Origin of the sequence: Marivirga tractuosa DSM 4126 (genome assembly GCF_000183425.1) — a bacterium.
Lineage (GTDB): Bacteria > Bacteroidota > Bacteroidia > Cytophagales > Cyclobacteriaceae > Marivirga > Marivirga tractuosa.
Genome location: NC_014759.1, coordinates 4,145,001 through 4,160,326 on the forward strand (window position 1 = coordinate 4,145,001; position 15,326 = coordinate 4,160,326).

Annotated in this window: 10 protein-coding genes and 2 rRNA genes (1 of these 12 only partly in view); 9 read left to right on the top strand and 3 right to left on the bottom strand. The window is 36.1% G+C overall.

Annotation, left to right across the window (positions count from 1 at the left end):
* The 3 genes from FTRAC_RS17550 to FTRAC_RS17560 all read left to right on the top strand — a co-directional run.
* Window positions 1–1,025: ribosomal RNA gene (locus FTRAC_RS17550) — 23S ribosomal RNA — on the top strand (it extends 1,872 nt beyond the left edge of the window).
* A gap of 161 nt (window positions 1,026–1,186) precedes the next feature.
* A 5S ribosomal RNA gene (rrf, locus tag FTRAC_RS17555) occupies window positions 1,187–1,298 on the top strand.
* A 198-nt stretch (window positions 1,299–1,496) separates the two neighbouring features.
* Window positions 1,497–3,290: an SLC13 family permease gene (locus FTRAC_RS17560; RefSeq protein WP_013455625.1), complete on the top strand. Its 1,794-nt coding sequence runs from the start codon at window positions 1,497–1,499 to the stop codon at window positions 3,288–3,290.
* A 745-nt stretch (window positions 3,291–4,035) separates the two neighbouring features.
* Here FTRAC_RS17560 and FTRAC_RS19730 read toward each other — a convergent pair.
* The gene (locus FTRAC_RS19730; protein WP_013455626.1) at window positions 4,036–4,230 is read right to left on the bottom strand and encodes a Y-family DNA polymerase; all 195 of its coding nucleotides are present in this window, start codon (window positions 4,228–4,230) and stop codon (window positions 4,036–4,038) included.
* Between the two features lie 125 nt (window positions 4,231–4,355).
* Between FTRAC_RS19730 and FTRAC_RS17570 the strand changes: the two genes are divergently transcribed.
* On the top strand, window positions 4,356–4,622 hold the full coding sequence (locus FTRAC_RS17570; RefSeq protein WP_013455627.1) for a hypothetical protein: 267 nt from the start codon (window positions 4,356–4,358) through the stop codon (window positions 4,620–4,622).
* A 512-nt stretch (window positions 4,623–5,134) separates the two neighbouring features.
* Window positions 5,135–5,905, top strand: coding sequence for a helix-turn-helix domain-containing protein (locus FTRAC_RS17575; protein WP_013455628.1), 771 nt, complete (start codon window positions 5,135–5,137; stop codon window positions 5,903–5,905).
* Window positions 5,906–6,053: 148 nt separating this feature from the next.
* Here FTRAC_RS17575 and FTRAC_RS17580 read toward each other — a convergent pair whose 3' ends face one another.
* Together FTRAC_RS17580 and FTRAC_RS17585 are read right to left on the bottom strand one after the other, a co-directional pair.
* Window positions 6,054–9,083 (bottom strand): efflux RND transporter permease subunit, encoded by a 3,030-nt coding sequence (locus FTRAC_RS17580; protein WP_013455629.1) that lies wholly within the window; start codon window positions 9,081–9,083, stop codon window positions 6,054–6,056.
* Entirely contained in the window at window positions 9,083–10,144 is a 1,062-nt protein-coding gene (locus FTRAC_RS17585; RefSeq protein WP_013455630.1) for an efflux RND transporter periplasmic adaptor subunit, read from the bottom strand. Before FTRAC_RS17585 ends, FTRAC_RS17580 begins: the two co-directional genes overlap by 1 nt.
* 596 nt (window positions 10,145–10,740) lie before the next feature.
* Between FTRAC_RS17585 and FTRAC_RS17590 the strand changes: the two genes are divergently transcribed.
* The 4 genes from FTRAC_RS17590 (at window position 10,741) to FTRAC_RS17605 (ending at window position 15,321) form a co-directional block, all read left to right on the top strand.
* Complete coding sequence (locus tag FTRAC_RS17590; protein ID WP_013455631.1) at window positions 10,741–10,980, top strand: hypothetical protein; 240 nt, start codon at window positions 10,741–10,743, stop codon at window positions 10,978–10,980.
* 65 nt (window positions 10,981–11,045) lie between these two features.
* A complete protein-coding gene (locus FTRAC_RS17595; protein WP_013455632.1) occupies window positions 11,046–11,834 on the top strand; it encodes a GLPGLI family protein in 789 nt (262 codons plus the stop codon).
* 68 nt (window positions 11,835–11,902) lie between these two features.
* Window positions 11,903–12,685, top strand: a complete 783-nt coding sequence (locus FTRAC_RS17600) for a GLPGLI family protein (RefSeq protein WP_013455633.1) — start codon at window positions 11,903–11,905, stop codon at window positions 12,683–12,685.
* Complete coding sequence (locus FTRAC_RS17605) at window positions 12,682–15,321, top strand: Plug domain-containing protein (protein ID WP_013455634.1); 2,640 nt, start codon at window positions 12,682–12,684, stop codon at window positions 15,319–15,321. Before FTRAC_RS17600 ends, FTRAC_RS17605 begins: the two co-directional genes overlap by 4 nt.
* The last annotated feature ends 5 nt before the right edge of the window (window positions 15,322–15,326 follow it).

The following is a 15,326-nucleotide window of genomic DNA, read 5'->3' on the forward strand; positions in this document are numbered from 1 at the left end:
GGGGGACGTTAGTGCGCAAGTGCGAAGCGTTGAACTGAAGCCCCAGTAAACGGCGGCCGTAACTATAACGGTCCTAAGGTAGCGAAATTCCTTGTCGGGTAAGTTCCGACCTGCACGAATGGTGTAACGATCTGGGCACTGTCTCGGCCACGAGCTCGGTGAAATTGTAGTAGCGGTGAAGATGCCGCTTACCCGCAACGGGACGAAAAGACCCCATGAACCTTTACTATAGCTTCACATTGACATTGGGTAAAATATGTGTAGGATAGGTGGGAGACTTCGAAGCTGTGTCGCCAGGCATGGTGGAGTCGTTGTTGAAATACCACCCTTATTTTATCTGATGCCTAATCCGCTAACTAGCGGAGACATTGTGTGGTGGGTAGTTTGACTGGGGTGGTCGCCTCCAAAAGAGTAACGGAGGCTTTCAAAGGTTCCCTCAGCACGCTTGGTAACCGTGCGCAGAGCGCAATAGCATAAGGGAGCTTGACTGTGAGACCTACAAGTCGATCAGGGTCGAAAGACGGATATAGTGATCCGGTGGTTCCGCATGGAAGGGCCATCGCTCAAAGGATAAAAGGTACTCTGGGGATAACAGGCTGATCTCCCCCAAGAGCTCACATCGACGGGGAGGTTTGGCACCTCGATGTCGGCTCGTCACATCCTGGGGCTGGAGAAGGTCCCAAGGGTTGGGCTGTTCGCCCATTAAAGTGGCACGCGAGCTGGGTTCAGAACGTCGTGAGACAGTTCGGTCTCTATCTGTTGTGGGCGCTAGAAGTTTGAGAGGACCTGATCTTAGTACGAGAGGACCGGATTGGACAAACCGCTGGTGTACCAGTTGTGCCGCCAGGTGCATCGCTGGGTAGCTATGTTTGGAAGGGATAAGCGCTGAAAGCATCTAAGCGCGAAACCCGCCTCAAGATGAGACTTCTTTAAAGGAACCCTATAGATGATGGGGTTGATAGGCTGCAGGTGTAAAGGCAGTGATGTCATAGCCGAGCAGTACTAATTATCCGTAGCTTTCCGTTCAACAGTCTTGTGTTTACTTTAAGACTCTTTCACTTTAACATGTTGATTAATCTCTAAATGTAGAGGTTGATTATAAAATATTGATACACCCTCCCGGTAAAATGGGACAAGGTATCATAAAGAAATTAAGTTCATGCTCTATACAGAGAATGACAGACTTTATGGTGACTATGGCGGTGGGGTACACCTCTTCCCATTCCGAACAGAGAAGTTAAGCCCACCAGCGCTGATGGTACTGCCGTAAAAGGTGGGAGAGTAAGTCGTTGCCAACTTTTATTTATAACCCTGATAGTGAAAACTATCAGGGTTTTTTTATGCCTTTTCTATGATAGACTCTGCATGGCCTCTTTGACAAGTTGAATTATTGGTTATGATATTGATTGCAGTTTAACCGTGAATTTGATAGCTCTGTCAGCTGAATTAAAATTAATGCTTGCTTTACAAGCTGTAGGCTCATATATTCGAAATGTATGGAGCTATCCTTTATTATTACCAGTTTAGTTATACTGTTAGCTATTGTTTTATTTGCTACGGAAGCTGTTCGCGTAGATTTGGTAGCAATTGGAGTAATGGTAGCTTGGATTGTATTTGGTGTTTTGGAACCAGCTGAAAGTTTCACTGGCTTTGCAAACAGTGCAACACTCACCGTCACGGCTATGTTTATTTTAAGTAGTGCGTTGATAAGGGCTGGTGTCATAAAATTATTGGCGCCTATGGCTACTCGCCTTTTTAACAAGTCATACAGTGGAGCTATTTTGGGAATGAGTTCTGGGGTGGGGCTGTTATCTGCATTTATTAATAACACGCCCGTTGTGGCAACGTTTATTCCAATAGTTTCAAAAGCAGCTAAGAAACTTAATTTACACCCTTACAAATTTTTAATACCATTATCATATGGAGCTATATTGGGGGGGACTTGCACTTTAATCGGTACCTCTACTAATCTTTTAGTAGCAGGTATTGCTAAAGATAAGGGTTTCGATGAAATTGGCTTGTTTACCATGGCACCTATTGGACTAGTATTTTTAGGGGTGGGATTACTGTATTTGATGTTTGTAGGTAAGCATTTATTACCAAAGGAGTCTCAGGTCAAGCCTTTAAAAGATGAAAGTCAGATCAAAAAATTCTTGACTGAAGTTAAAATAAAAGAATTGCCTGATGAGAAAAAGGGTATTAGCATAGAAGAATTATTCAAGGAAAAAGATTTAAGTTTTGAAGTACAGGAGTTAAGAAGAGAGGATAATACCATCAGAAATCCAAAGATGGATACGAAGCTCCAAACAGGAGATGTGATGTTGATTAAAGGGGAACTTGATAAGGTAAAGAAAGTAGTAGCCGATCAGCACCTATCCATAGTAAAATCTATAACGGATAAGTATTTCCCCGAAGAAGAGACCAAAGTAGTGGAAGTGATTATTATGCCCGGTACTCACTTGGTTGATAAAAAATTGAAAAGCATTAGTTTTTTGAAAAATTATCATTCTCACTTATTGGCTATTCGGCACAGAGGTAAACGAAAATTTAATGATATGGAAAATATCCGCTTGAAAGTAGGGGATATTTTGTTGTTACAAACCAGTAAAAAAGGTCACGAACTTTTAGAAAAGGCAGAAAGCAACCCTAATGCACCTTTCTTATCTATTAGAGAAAGTGATCTGGACATACCGGATAAAAAGAAGTTGTATATATCAGCTGGTGTTTTAATATTGGTGATTTTAACGGCTACCTTTAATATTCTACCCATCGTTGCCTCTGCCTGGGCAGGTGTGTTTTTATTGGGCATTTTCAGGATTATTAGTATGACAGATGCCTATCGATCTATAGATTGGCAAGTAATATTTTTGCTAGCAGGGTCCTTGAGTTTTGGCGCAGCTATGCAGAAGAGTGGATTGAATGATTGGTTGGTTACTAATTTTTTAGCATTTACAGAAAATCAAACTGCTCCATTTATTATGATAGCGGGTATATATTTGGTGACTATGATTTTTACTGAAATTATGTCTAATAATGCAGCTGCTGCTTTGATGGCCCCACTTTCCATGTCTATAGCAGAAGCATTAGGATTTAGTCCTTTACCTTTTTTAATAGCGGTGATGATGGCAGGTAGTGCCAGCTTTATGACACCGATAGGATATCAAACGAACACTATGGTTTACAGTGCTGGGAATTATGAATTCAAGGATTTCTTTAAAATTGGGGCTCCGCTAGGCATTATTTTTTGGATAATTGCTTCCTTACTTATCCCTGTTTTTTATTCTTTTTAGATGTAATTTTTATTTCATTTTGAAATTTATCATATATATAATAATTCAGCTTAACACTATTAGTATCTAGTTTTAGAGCTGTTTTGAATTGAAATATCCTACATTTTAATGCATAAATAGCAAACTAAGATTTAAATATTTCATGTAATTTATTTTGCTTTTGCATTTTTTTTGTTTTTTGATTTACGACATCAATTCAAAAATACTATTGAAATCGACATTAAAAATTCTACTTCGAATTTTATACAAACCGAAGTTGAATTTTTAATCAAAGATTCCATGTGACAGTTGAAAAGCTTAACATACACATGAAAAATGGTATGGATGTAGAGTTGTTAGTGCTAGCGAAAGCAGCTTTTGACCAAACCCGCAAAGTGGAAAGAATTACTTGATCTCACCTAAGTGTTTTCATCTCGAATAAGTATTTCATTTTAAGTTTTTAGTAGTATAGGAGGATTGTGTTCTTAATATTATTCTGAAAAAAAATTGAATAGAATGCAAAGAAATTTTATACTTATGTTATTGTCTATGTTTCTGCTTTTCAGGTAGTGCCAAGAAAGTGTAGAAGTGCTGGAGGAATTTGAAAGAGAATTGAAGATTTCTGATGTTCAGAGAATATACGAATTGAAACAACAAGAAGGAGCTCTTCAAACTGGCAGAAGTGTGGCTGATTTTCCAATAGCAATTGATTTGGAAGACCAGATTTTTACAAATATTGATTTAGGGGAAATAATTATTCGTCTCATCAAATGTACACACTACGCTGCCGAATGCATACCATACGCCCTAGTTTCAAACTACAGGCAGCTACCACACCTCGGTGTCCGCCCCCAACGATAACGGGCTGACCATTTAGGGTTGAATCTAAAAAATGTTCGACAGATACGAATAAGGTGTCCATATCTAAATGAATGATGAATCTGGTAGTGTTTTCTCGCATAAAACTAAAATAATTAGCTTTTATTTGGCTTTTTTGATAATTAATACTAAATTTATTATCAAAATTACTAAAAAAAATAGTGATTTATTCGAAAAAGTTCACGGCTTTTAAAATTATTAAGTGGGATGGATGTAAAAATTAGATTGTCTAGTAAACGCCTTAATTCAGGAAGGTGTCAGGTACATTTTCATGTTCGTACGAAAACAGGAGATGGCAAATGGTACGGTTATACACTAGCTGAACCACAAGATACAGTAAGTGAAGTGGTCAATAGAATTAGGAGTCGTTTTAGCCGAGCGGAAGATAAAATTTCTTTGCATCAAAAGGTGCTATATCATATGAATGAACATTATAGAGAAATGGATGATTTGATGATTTTTAGAGCTCCTTAAGGCCCCTAACCCGCCAGCTGGCAGGGAATTAGGCAGCAGGAATATGAAAGTTTGGTGGGTCAGCAGCGAAGGTCAGAGCGGAATGGGCAGAATTGACAATAGACAGTTGACAAAATGAGAATTAATGTTTTGGAGGATGGAAGTTTAGTTCAGACCGGTTTATAAAAATTGAAAGAAGAATATAACGAAATTTAAGATAAATGATATAAGTTTGAATTGGGGAGTAGGAAATTAGAAGATGGAATTGGGGAGTTTGATTTTTCTAGATACTCGATACAAGTTGATGGATGTTAGATGTGGGATATTTAGTTCAGTACTGATAGTCTTCAAAATGTAATTAACTTAAAGTAAAGTTAAGATGAATGAAAATTGAGTAGAGTGATGTTGAAGTTAAGTTTGCATACTCGTTTATAATTAAATTTAACTTAATGCTTATAACTTAAAACTTAATACAAAAAAAAACGATGAAAGTGTCTTGATTTTAGGCTCTTGATTCTTGATTCTTATAAAAAATGAGCTTAATTAATAACAATATTAAATACCTCAGAAAGGAGAAGGGGTGGACGCAGCAAGACTTAGCTGATGAGTTAGGAGTGAAGCGCCCGCAGATTGGATCTTATGAAGAGGGTAGAGCAGACCCAAGGATTCAAACTTTACTGAAATTATCCGATCTATTTAATGTCAGTGTAGATGATTTATTGGGAAAGGATTTATCCAGCCCGATGGTGGTTACTAAAAAACCGACTAAAGTTTTGGCAATTACAGTGGATAGCCAAGAAAGAGAAAACATTGAATTAGTCCCTCAAAAAGCTTCTGCCGGCTATACCAATGGCTATGCAGATCCTGAATATTTGCAAGAACTCCCACGTTTTCAATTGCCAAATTTGCCTCGAAATAGTACTTATCGCGCATTTGAAATCAGTGGTGATTCTATGTTGCCTTTGGAGCCGGGCACTATCATTATTGGTGAATATGTGGAAAGTCCTGATTCAATCCGAAATGGTAAAACCTACATCATCGTAAGTGAGCAGGAAGGTGTGGTATATAAAAGAGTGTTCAATTATGCTGAGGAAAAAGGCGTGTTATTTATGGTTTCAGATAATACCGTTTATTCTCCTTATGAAATTCCCATTGAGAGCGTAATGGAGATTTGGGAGGCAAAAGCTTTTATTAGTACCCAATTTCCTGATGTGAAAAATAATGAAAATCCTCCTATGAGCTTAAGAGAACTTACTGACATTGTGCTAGAAATTAAAGAGGAAGTGACAAAGTTGAAAAGGTAAAGCCTATTTTCAAAATTTTTAGTTAGATGCTTTTTTGGGATAGTGGTCTATTTTAGGGTTTGAAATGATCCATTGATCCTACTAGCCAACTTATCACTTCATGCTCTATGGCTACCATCAAATATCCAATTCGTCAACACCTAAACACCTAAACACCTAAAAACCTCCGTACCTGAAAATACACCAAAGGCACAAAATACAAAGCTGTAAATGTCCCTATAGTCAAACCACCCATGACGGCCAGTACTAATGGCTTTTGTAACTCTGCTCCGAGACCACCAGATAGTAAGACTGGACTTAAGGCTAAGAGAGAGGTAATTGAAGTCATTAGAATAGGTTTCAATCTGATTTTTCCAGCTGAAAAGATAGCTTCATAAACGCTTTCTTTATCTCTTTTTTCTAGGGCTTTTAAATTGCGGTTCATTGTATCTACTTTCAAAATAGCATCATTGACCATGATTCCCAGCATTACCACCATCCCGATAGCCGACATAATATTGATACTACTTCCGCCTAGCCAAAGCACTATCATAGCGCCCATAATTCCGAATGGTAAGGTGAAAATTACGATTAAAGGCTGCCAGAAACTTTCAAACTGAGCGGATAAAATGAAATACAAAAGCACTACAGAAATCAATAGTATAAAAGCTAGTTCCTTTAAATTTTCTTGTTCAGTGAAATATCTGCCTGAAATCTTTTGAATCAGGCTGTTGTCACTTGCCCATTGATTGATTTCTTCTGTTAGTTTTTCAGGGTTCTTCTGAACAGTTTCTTGTTCTAGATTTACTGAAAAATAGGTACCTGAAACATCAGCGGTAATCTTTTTCAATCGGTTGCCCCAGTCATAATCCACGAAATTCCCTAAGGCATAACTCTTGCCTTCATTGTTTTTTACTTTAGCAGTTTTCAATAAATCGGCAAAAGCTTTTTCATCAGTCTCTAAAACCACTGGCGTAATAATGGCAAATTGCTTTAATTCAGAGATTTTATAATTGCCTAATACTCGTTCCAACTGATTGATGATTTGCTCAGGCGAAATGCCATAGTGCAATAATTCTTTTTGCTTTATGGTTAGGATCATGCTGCTTTCTTCTTCCAGAGAAGGGCCAGCTTGAAAATTATCACAAGGGAAGTTTTCCAGTGCTGGTTTCACACTTTCCGGATTAGCATTTTTTAAGTTCGGGTCTTGCCATTGTACCCGGAAATAAGGTTCTTCGCTGGCAAATAACATATCAAAAGCATTTTTGGCATTTTCCATTTCAAATGAAGCTTTTTGATACGATTTCTTTACTTGATTTTGAAGGAATGTCAATTGCTCTGCTTTAGCATTGTCACTTTGAAATTGGAGGTAAATCAAGCTTTCCTGTAACTCTGCATTTTCCAAACTCAGTAAATATTGAGGAATGCCAGCGTCCGTTTCGCTAAATTCAAGTTGTTTATTCAAATTATCCAGTAATTCCTGACTACGGTTAGCATTTTCAATTACATCAATCGGTTCATTCCAATTAATTTTGACTACTGCATCTGTTCGGGTGATTTTAGGTAAGCCTTTTTGTTCCATGTTCCAGAAAGACCAAATACCCATAGGAAGGATAAGCAAAATCATGAAAAAGCTTAGCCTCTTATTTCTAAATGACCAATGATGCGATTTCTCAAATCCTTGAATGATACTTTTAAAAAATCGGCTGTCCTCTTTTTTAAAATCCTTTTTATTTTTAAAAAATAAGCGATAGAGTAGAGGGAGTAATACAAAAGAAACTCCTAAAGATACTGTTAAAATAATACCTACAGAAACGGCCTGATCGAAAAACAACACTCCACTAACTCCACTTAAGAAAATCAATGGGACAAATACAGCCAAAGTGGTCAAAACTGAACTGATTAAAGCGCCCTGAACTTCAGCTACTCCTGCCACGCAAGAGTCAATTAGATTGAGGCCTTCCATTCGCTTACGGCTTATATTCTCCAGTACGATAATGGCATTATCAATCAGCATACCCAAACCTAAAGCCAAGCCACTTAGGGAAATGATATTGATGCTTAACCCAAATATTTCAAAGAATAGAAAAGATAGAATAAGCGAAAGTGGCAAACTAATACCCATAATAACTGGCAATCGAAAAGAACCCATAAAAAGGAAGAGTACACCGAAAGCAAACAATCCACCGAAAAGCAAACTGCCTTGTAAATTGTTAATTCCTGCTTTTAGGAAAATGGATTGATCTTGAGTAATGGCGATATCCAATGTTGGATAATCTTTTTTAAACTGCTTAATGGATTTTTCAATTTCGGGCATCAAATCCGTCATCACCGCTTGGGGTTGCTTGTGGATGTTCATTACAATGCCTCTATTTTGATTGAAGAAATGAAATCCGCTGACCTTCTCCTCTGCGGTTTTTACTTCTGCCAATTGGCGAATAGGAATATATTTATCCTCATTGATTCTGACAGGAATTGACGCAATATCTTCCGCATTATTCAATCTGCCGGCCATGCGCATATAATATTGGTATTGCCCATCTTTTACTTCTACTCCGCCCAATTCTTGATTAGCCGATTGAATGGCTTGAGAAATGGCTTCTAGTTCTAATCCTGTTCTTTGCAAAGCTTTGAGATCGGGAATGATTTTGATTTGTTCATCTACAGTTCCGTTTAAATCGACCAAAGAAATTCCTTCAATTTGCTCAATTCGCTTTTTTATGACATTTTCTGCCAGTCGTGAGCTTTCAATCATATTGGCAGCATCTGTGGGAATCAATTGAACTTTCGCAATAGGAATGTCAGTATAATTAACTCGAATTACTCTTGGCCGAGACATATCAGCAGGGAATTGGTCTGTCAGTCGATCGATTTTTTCATTTACTTCCACAAAAGCCAAATCCATTCGCTGCCCATAGTTAAACCGTAGGCGAAGCAAGCCATTTTCATTTGATGCTGTAGATTGTAAATCAGACAAACCCTGCATGGTAGCCAAAGATTCCCGCATGGGCTTGAGAATGTTATTTTCTATAGCTTCGGGAGAGGCATTGGCATAATCGACTCTGATGGCCATTTCAGGCACATCAATATCGGGTAATAAAGAAACTGGCCGATTCAACCATGCTAAAACACTCAATCCTATGAGTGCGATGAAAAACATAATGACGGCTATGGGTCTTTGGATGAAATAGCGGGTCATTAGTTATCTGAATTTTGAATGCTGATAGGGGCATCATGTGCCAACTGCAGATTGTTATTGGTAATGACCACTGTTCCAGCTGTTATGCCATCTGTGATTTCTACCATTTTACCATTATCATATCCGAATTCTACATAATTCCATTTTGCCAAATCATTTTCTACCGAGAATACAACCGGCTTTCCTGAACGCAATACCAAGCTGCCTTTCGGCACTTGCAATCGTTCGCCTTTCGGGATTCTAATCTCTACTTCCACGTTCATACCCGGCCAAAGAGCATGTTCTCCTTTTAAGAGGATCTGCGTTTGCACCAAACCGTTTTCATCTACTTTAGGGTTGATGCTGTAAACCTCGCCTGTAAAACTTTCATCCATTGCCGGATTTCGAATTGCTGCAGGCATACCTTCTTTAAGGTTTAAAGCTTCCGATTCCAATAAATTGACTTCCACTAAAAGGCGGTGGTTAAATTCAGCGAATAATTCATCCCCAGCTTTCACACTTTTACCTTTGAAGGCTTGGACATCATACAAAGTGCCGGAAAATGGTGCTCTAATCACTGTTTTCTGAAGTGATAATTGAGCTTCTTTGAGTTGAATGCTGCTTTCTTGCAGGCCACTCCCGATTTTTAGTTTTTGGTAAAGGCTGTCTTGCTCCGGATTCTCTTGAGCAATTAACTTCGGAAAACCGATGAGGCTATTTTCAAATTCTAGTTTGGCTTTTTCAAATTTGATTTCAGCAGACTGCAACTGTAGTTGCGCTTCTTCAGGATTTAGCCGAACTAATACCTCGCCCGCTGAAACTTTTTGTCCTGATTTAATATGGGCTTGTTGAATAGTGCCGTTTGTTTCCGCTAAAATTGTGACATCTTTATGCGCTTTTACTTTACCTGAGCTTTCGATTAATAAGTAGAAAGGGGAACTGATCGCAGTATCGACCGTGACCATAGTGTTGGGAGGTGTATTATTGACATTTTCTGTAGCGGTTTTTTCATCTATCTTTTCTTCTTTAGAACAAGCCCAGAATGCGATGGAGATGAACAGTAAAAATATTTTTTTTGACATATTGATTTTGGTTCAAACTTAAATCTACTACATTGCTAGTTTATAATCAAAGAAAATTGGTTTAAACTAAATGAAATGTTTTCTGCTATTAGTTTATCTCCTTGTTTTTATATGCGGGTTTTTAATAAGAAATCATATGTACAAATAGAGCCACTATTTGAATATTTAAACCTACTATATAATTAGTTTGAATTAACTAAAATAGTCATATATGCTCGCAAAAACTCCTCTAATTGTTATTAGATGAAAGAATTAAGATTTATTTCTAGGGATCAGACCGAAATTGTAATATTTTCATAGAAGTATAATTATTTAAATAAGCTTTTAGTTTGTGACAAAAACTAATGTAATAAGTTTTGCTTTTTCGTTTTTTTCTTTTTGATTTACAATATCAACTCAGTATTACTATAAAATGTATAAACTGATTCAGAACAGCACCCGCTAGCAAAAACTGTTTTGAGCAAAACCTGCAGAGTGAAGAAATTTGACTTGTCCCACCTTATTAGGCCTTTGGTAGTTCAAGGAAGGTTTGTTTTCATGATTTAGTTAAAATGAGTTTGATTTTTAATTTATTTACAAACTAAACCAAAAAAGTTATGAAAAAGTTATTTTTCGGTACCATAGGTGCCCTATCATTAATTTGTACAACATCATCTTCAATTGCAACACCAACGTCAGATTTAAAAGGCGAAGACTATAGAAGAGTCTGCGCTCATGTTACATTGGAATGCGGTGTTTCTGGTGATTTGTGCGGTGAAAATCAAGCAAATTTTGAAAGAAATCTTGATTGGGCGATAGATTATTGGTGTAATGGAGGAAGACAATCCCTAATGTAATATGTTTAAACATACTGATGAAGATTTGTCAGTATGTTTTTTTCTTAACACTAAACTTTACTTTAATGAAATACATACAGTCAATAACTATATTATTAATCTCAATCTTAAGTTTCACTGCTCACGCTCAAAGTAACTTTAAAGCAACATACAAGTTGACCTATCAACCTGATTCTACCAATGAAAAAAACAAAGAATCAGAAATCTTTCTTCTATATGTTAACAATGAATTATCAAAGTTTTTGAGTTACAACAATGCTTTGAGAGATTCTATTAGGCTGGAAATAAAAAAAGGCAATATGACCACGGAGGAAATAGTACAACAAACGATGAGTCGACCCAGAACCAATTTTTATGTAAAAATTAACAAGATTTTTCAGGAATCCAGAATTGAAAATTTACATCAGGTGACAACAGAATTGTATAGATATTATCAACCTCTGAATTTGATGGATTGGACTATTGGAAATCAAACTAAAAGCATCAACGGCTATAATTGTCAAAAAGCTACTACTTCCTATGCGGGTAGAGATTATGTGGCTTGGTTTGACGCTGAAATACCTATAAGTGATGGGCCTTATAAATTTTATGGTTTGCCGGGTCTTATTATATCAGTTTATGATACCCAAGAGCATTATAAATTTGATTTGGTCGGTTTGGAAAAAGGGAATTATGAAATAAAGAGAAACCTAGTGAATGAAGATTATCAATTAATAACCGAAGCTGAGTATAAGCGAATGAGGGAAAATTACAATGCTAATGCAGAAGCTATGGCCAAAAGAGTATTTTCACAAATGGACGGTAATAAAAAGCCAAAAAAATCCTCCGCCAATAATCCTATTGAGCTGGAATGAAGTAATTGTAAACCAATGTTGATAAATTAAATATTTTGTTAGGATTATTATAAAATCGGATTAAAAGTATGAAATATTATTTCCTCTTTTTTACGGTAGCACTCCCAACTCTGAATATGAAACTGCCTGTGCAATCCAGCTTTAAAGCTACTTATGAGCTTATCCATCAACCAGATTCTACTAATAATATGAATAAGGATTCAGAAACATTTTTATTATACGTCAACAATGAATTATCTCAATTCCTTAGTTATAATAATGCCCTAAGAGATTCATTATTTTTGGAGATCCATGAAGGTAAGATGAGCAATGAAGAATTAGTTCAGCGAACGCTTGAAGCACCCAGGACAAAGACTAAATTGAAGGTTAATAAGGTCTATGGGCAGTCCAAAATGGAAATTCTTCAGGAAATGATGACCAATTTATATAAATACTATCAGCCACTAAATTTGATGGATTGGGAAATTATCAATGAAACCAAAAGTATCAATGGTTACAGTTGTCAAAAAGCCACCACTTCTTATGCAGGAAGAGATTATATTGCCTGGTTTGATCCAGAAATAGCTATTAGTGACGGCCCTTATAAATTCTATGGTTTGCCAGGACTAATAATATCCGTTTATGATACCCAAGAGCATTATAAGTTTGATCTTGTTGGTTTGGAAAAAGGAAATTATGAAATCGAGAGGAATCTGCTTAATGAAGATTATCAAGTACTTACCCAGCAAGAATACAAGCAAATGATGGCAAATTATGAAGCCAATTCCCAAGCCATGGCCAAAAGACTCTTTTCTCAAATGAGTGGAAAACCAAAGAAACCCTCAGCCAATAATCCTATTGAGCTGGAATGAGAATATTTTTTACCATAATAGTTTTTTTCAGTATTGGTTTAACCAATGCTTATGCACAATTCAAAATTTTTGGTAAAGTTGAAAATGACAGAGGAGAATTGCTCATAGGGGCATCTGTTCTATTAAAAAATAATAGAGATAGAATCTTAGATTTTAGCATTTCAGATAGGGATGGTAAGTATCAAATCCCATTTGATGAGGCAGATAGTGTAATATTAGAAATTTCCTATATCGGATATAAAAAGATTAAAAAGGCAGTCTTTGTGGACGCTTCAAGGGAGATTGACGTTAAAATGGTAGAAGATGTTGTGGAGTTAGATGAGGTGAAGTTAAGAGCACCTCCCATTATTGATTTTGGTGATACCATCAATTATTCTGTCAATGCTTTCAAAAGTCAACAGGATAGAGTGATAGCCGATGTATTGCGAAAATTACCGGGCATATCAGTGGATGGTGATGGTCGTGTAAGCTATATGGGAGAGCCTATCGAAAAATATTATATTGATGGACTTGACCTATTAGAAGGTAGATATAATTTAGCCAATAATAATTTACCGGCAGATGCAGTAAGCGATGTTCAAATATTGGAAAACCATCAACCGATCAGAATTTATGATAGTTTGGTTTTTTCTAATAAAACTTCATTAAATATTAAGCTCAATAAAAATGTCACACTAACCGGGAGTGGGAAATTGGGCGGAGGTTTAAGTCCGGCTTTATGGGAAGCCAACGTCAGTCCGATGTTATTTAACAAGAAACAACAAGTGATAGCTTCTTTTCAATCAAACAATACTGGTAATAATCTAGAAAGAGAACTGCAATCCTTTCGATCTTCTAGTTTAAATTTTGGACAAAAAGATTATCTCCTGGAAGTTCAATCTATTAACCAACCTCCATTTAATGAAAAATTTTGGTTAGATAATCAATCGCACTTGGGAAGTATTAATTATTTGAGAAAAGTCAATGAAAAATGGGAGATAAAAGGCAATATTAACTACTTGAATGCAGGGAAAGTGCTAAACGGGAGTACAGAAACACAAATATTTACACCCAATGACAGCATTCAATTATCAGAGAATAAGAGAAATGAGTTTAATTCAAATGTTATAAAAGGGGCACTATTTTTAGAGAAAAATATAAGTAGTAGCTATTACAAACAGAGCATTTCCATTAATTCTACTGTAGATAATAAATTTGGTTCACTGAATCTTACCAATCAGTCAGATTTTAATCAGGATTTAGATCAGTCTCATTTATGGATTCGGAATGATATTTTAGCAATTAAAAAGGTTTTTAATTCTTTGATTACTTTTAAATCCAGTTCTAATTATATCAAAAATAGTGAATTACTCAGTGTCAATCCTGCGGTTTTCCCGAATGTAATTGGGAATACTCCAATTGCTATCCAGCATCTGAATAAGGATATTTTGGATACAAAAAATAAAATGAGCATGTCAAAAAAGTTCGGACGATTATTAGTGAATCCTGAGATGGGATTTAACTTATCATCTGAGGACTTACATTCAGAAATTAATGCGGAAAATGAAAGTGAAGAGTCTTCAGATTCCTTAAGATCAAATGATTTGAGCTTAATTAATCTTTCTTCCTATATAAACATTAAGACAGAATATGCATATAAAAAGTGGATTTTGACTTTTAAACTCCCTTTGTTTTACAGGAACTTCTGGATCAAAGGCAATGATTTAGCTACACAAGAAAACAGTTATACTCGTTTAAATCTCGAGCCTGAGTTCAATGCGCACTACAAATTCAACAACTTTTGGAAAGCAAATTTCAATGCAGCAATCAAAAATGAATTTGGCAATGCAAACAGAATTCACAGTGGGTATATTTTAAGAGCTTATCGTAATTTATTGAGGTTTGAAACGCCTCTGGAAGAAATTCAATCACAAACTATTGGCGGAAATATTCAATATCGAAATCCTATTAAAGCCTTCTTTTGGTCTTTTCGCTACAGATATGGCCTGATGAATTCCAACATTCAAGAAAGCTATAGTTATTCTCAGCAAGGAGCGTCCATTGTTAATTCATTGGAAGATGAGATTAATTCAACCAGACAAATGGTATCAATGGACATAAGCAAGTATTTCAATTCCATTAAGACTACTTTTTTTGTTAATTCGACTGCCATGCAAATGCGGAGTCCAAGAATTTTAAACGGTAGTACTTCAGATATTGAAAATAATAATTTCAATTATAGTTTTGGGGCAAGAGGTACCTTGACTTCCATTGTTGAATATGATTATTCTTTTCGACAGGATTTCTTTTTTAATGAAATTAATGAAGTTCGGGCCAATTTCTTAAGAAGAGATATGCATGAGCTTTTATTAGACGTTTTTGTAACTGAAAGTCAATATTTTGGAGTCCAATTTCAGGCTAATAATAATTTTATTTCTGATGAGAATACAGGCTTTAATCAATTTCTGAATGTGTCATACAATTACATCTTTAATAAGATAGGCCTGGATTTAACCTTCGAATGCAGGAATTTATTGAATAATCAAAACTATATTTCAGTATTTGCAGATGCTAATATTTATGTGCTTAATCAATTTCAAATGAGACCAAGACAGTTTTTGTTGAGTGCCCAGTTTTCTTTGGGTAAATTTGATTAGTGATT

What these genes read in the sequence shown, in the direction of transcription:
- FTRAC_RS17560 (WP_013455625.1), top strand. Translation starts at nt 1,497, where the DNA reads ATGGAGCTATCCTTTATTATTACCAGTTTAGTTATACTGTTAGCTATT.
- FTRAC_RS19730 (WP_013455626.1), bottom strand. Translation starts at nt 4,230, where the DNA reads ATGCGAGAAAACACTACCAGATTCATCATTCATTTAGATATGGACACC.
- FTRAC_RS17570 (WP_013455627.1), top strand. Translation starts at nt 4,356, where the DNA reads ATGGATGTAAAAATTAGATTGTCTAGTAAACGCCTTAATTCAGGAAGG.
- FTRAC_RS17575 (WP_013455628.1), top strand. Translation starts at nt 5,135, where the DNA reads ATGAGCTTAATTAATAACAATATTAAATACCTCAGAAAGGAGAAGGGG.
- FTRAC_RS17580 (WP_013455629.1), bottom strand. Translation starts at nt 9,083, where the DNA reads ATGACCCGCTATTTCATCCAAAGACCCATAGCCGTCATTATGTTTTTC.
- FTRAC_RS17585 (WP_013455630.1), bottom strand. Translation starts at nt 10,144, where the DNA reads ATGTCAAAAAAAATATTTTTACTGTTCATCTCCATCGCATTCTGGGCT.
- FTRAC_RS17590 (WP_013455631.1), top strand. Translation starts at nt 10,741, where the DNA reads ATGAAAAAGTTATTTTTCGGTACCATAGGTGCCCTATCATTAATTTGT.
- FTRAC_RS17595 (WP_013455632.1), top strand. Translation starts at nt 11,046, where the DNA reads ATGAAATACATACAGTCAATAACTATATTATTAATCTCAATCTTAAGT.
- FTRAC_RS17600 (WP_013455633.1), top strand. Translation starts at nt 11,903, where the DNA reads ATGAAATATTATTTCCTCTTTTTTACGGTAGCACTCCCAACTCTGAAT.
- FTRAC_RS17605 (WP_013455634.1), top strand. Translation starts at nt 12,682, where the DNA reads ATGAGAATATTTTTTACCATAATAGTTTTTTTCAGTATTGGTTTAACC.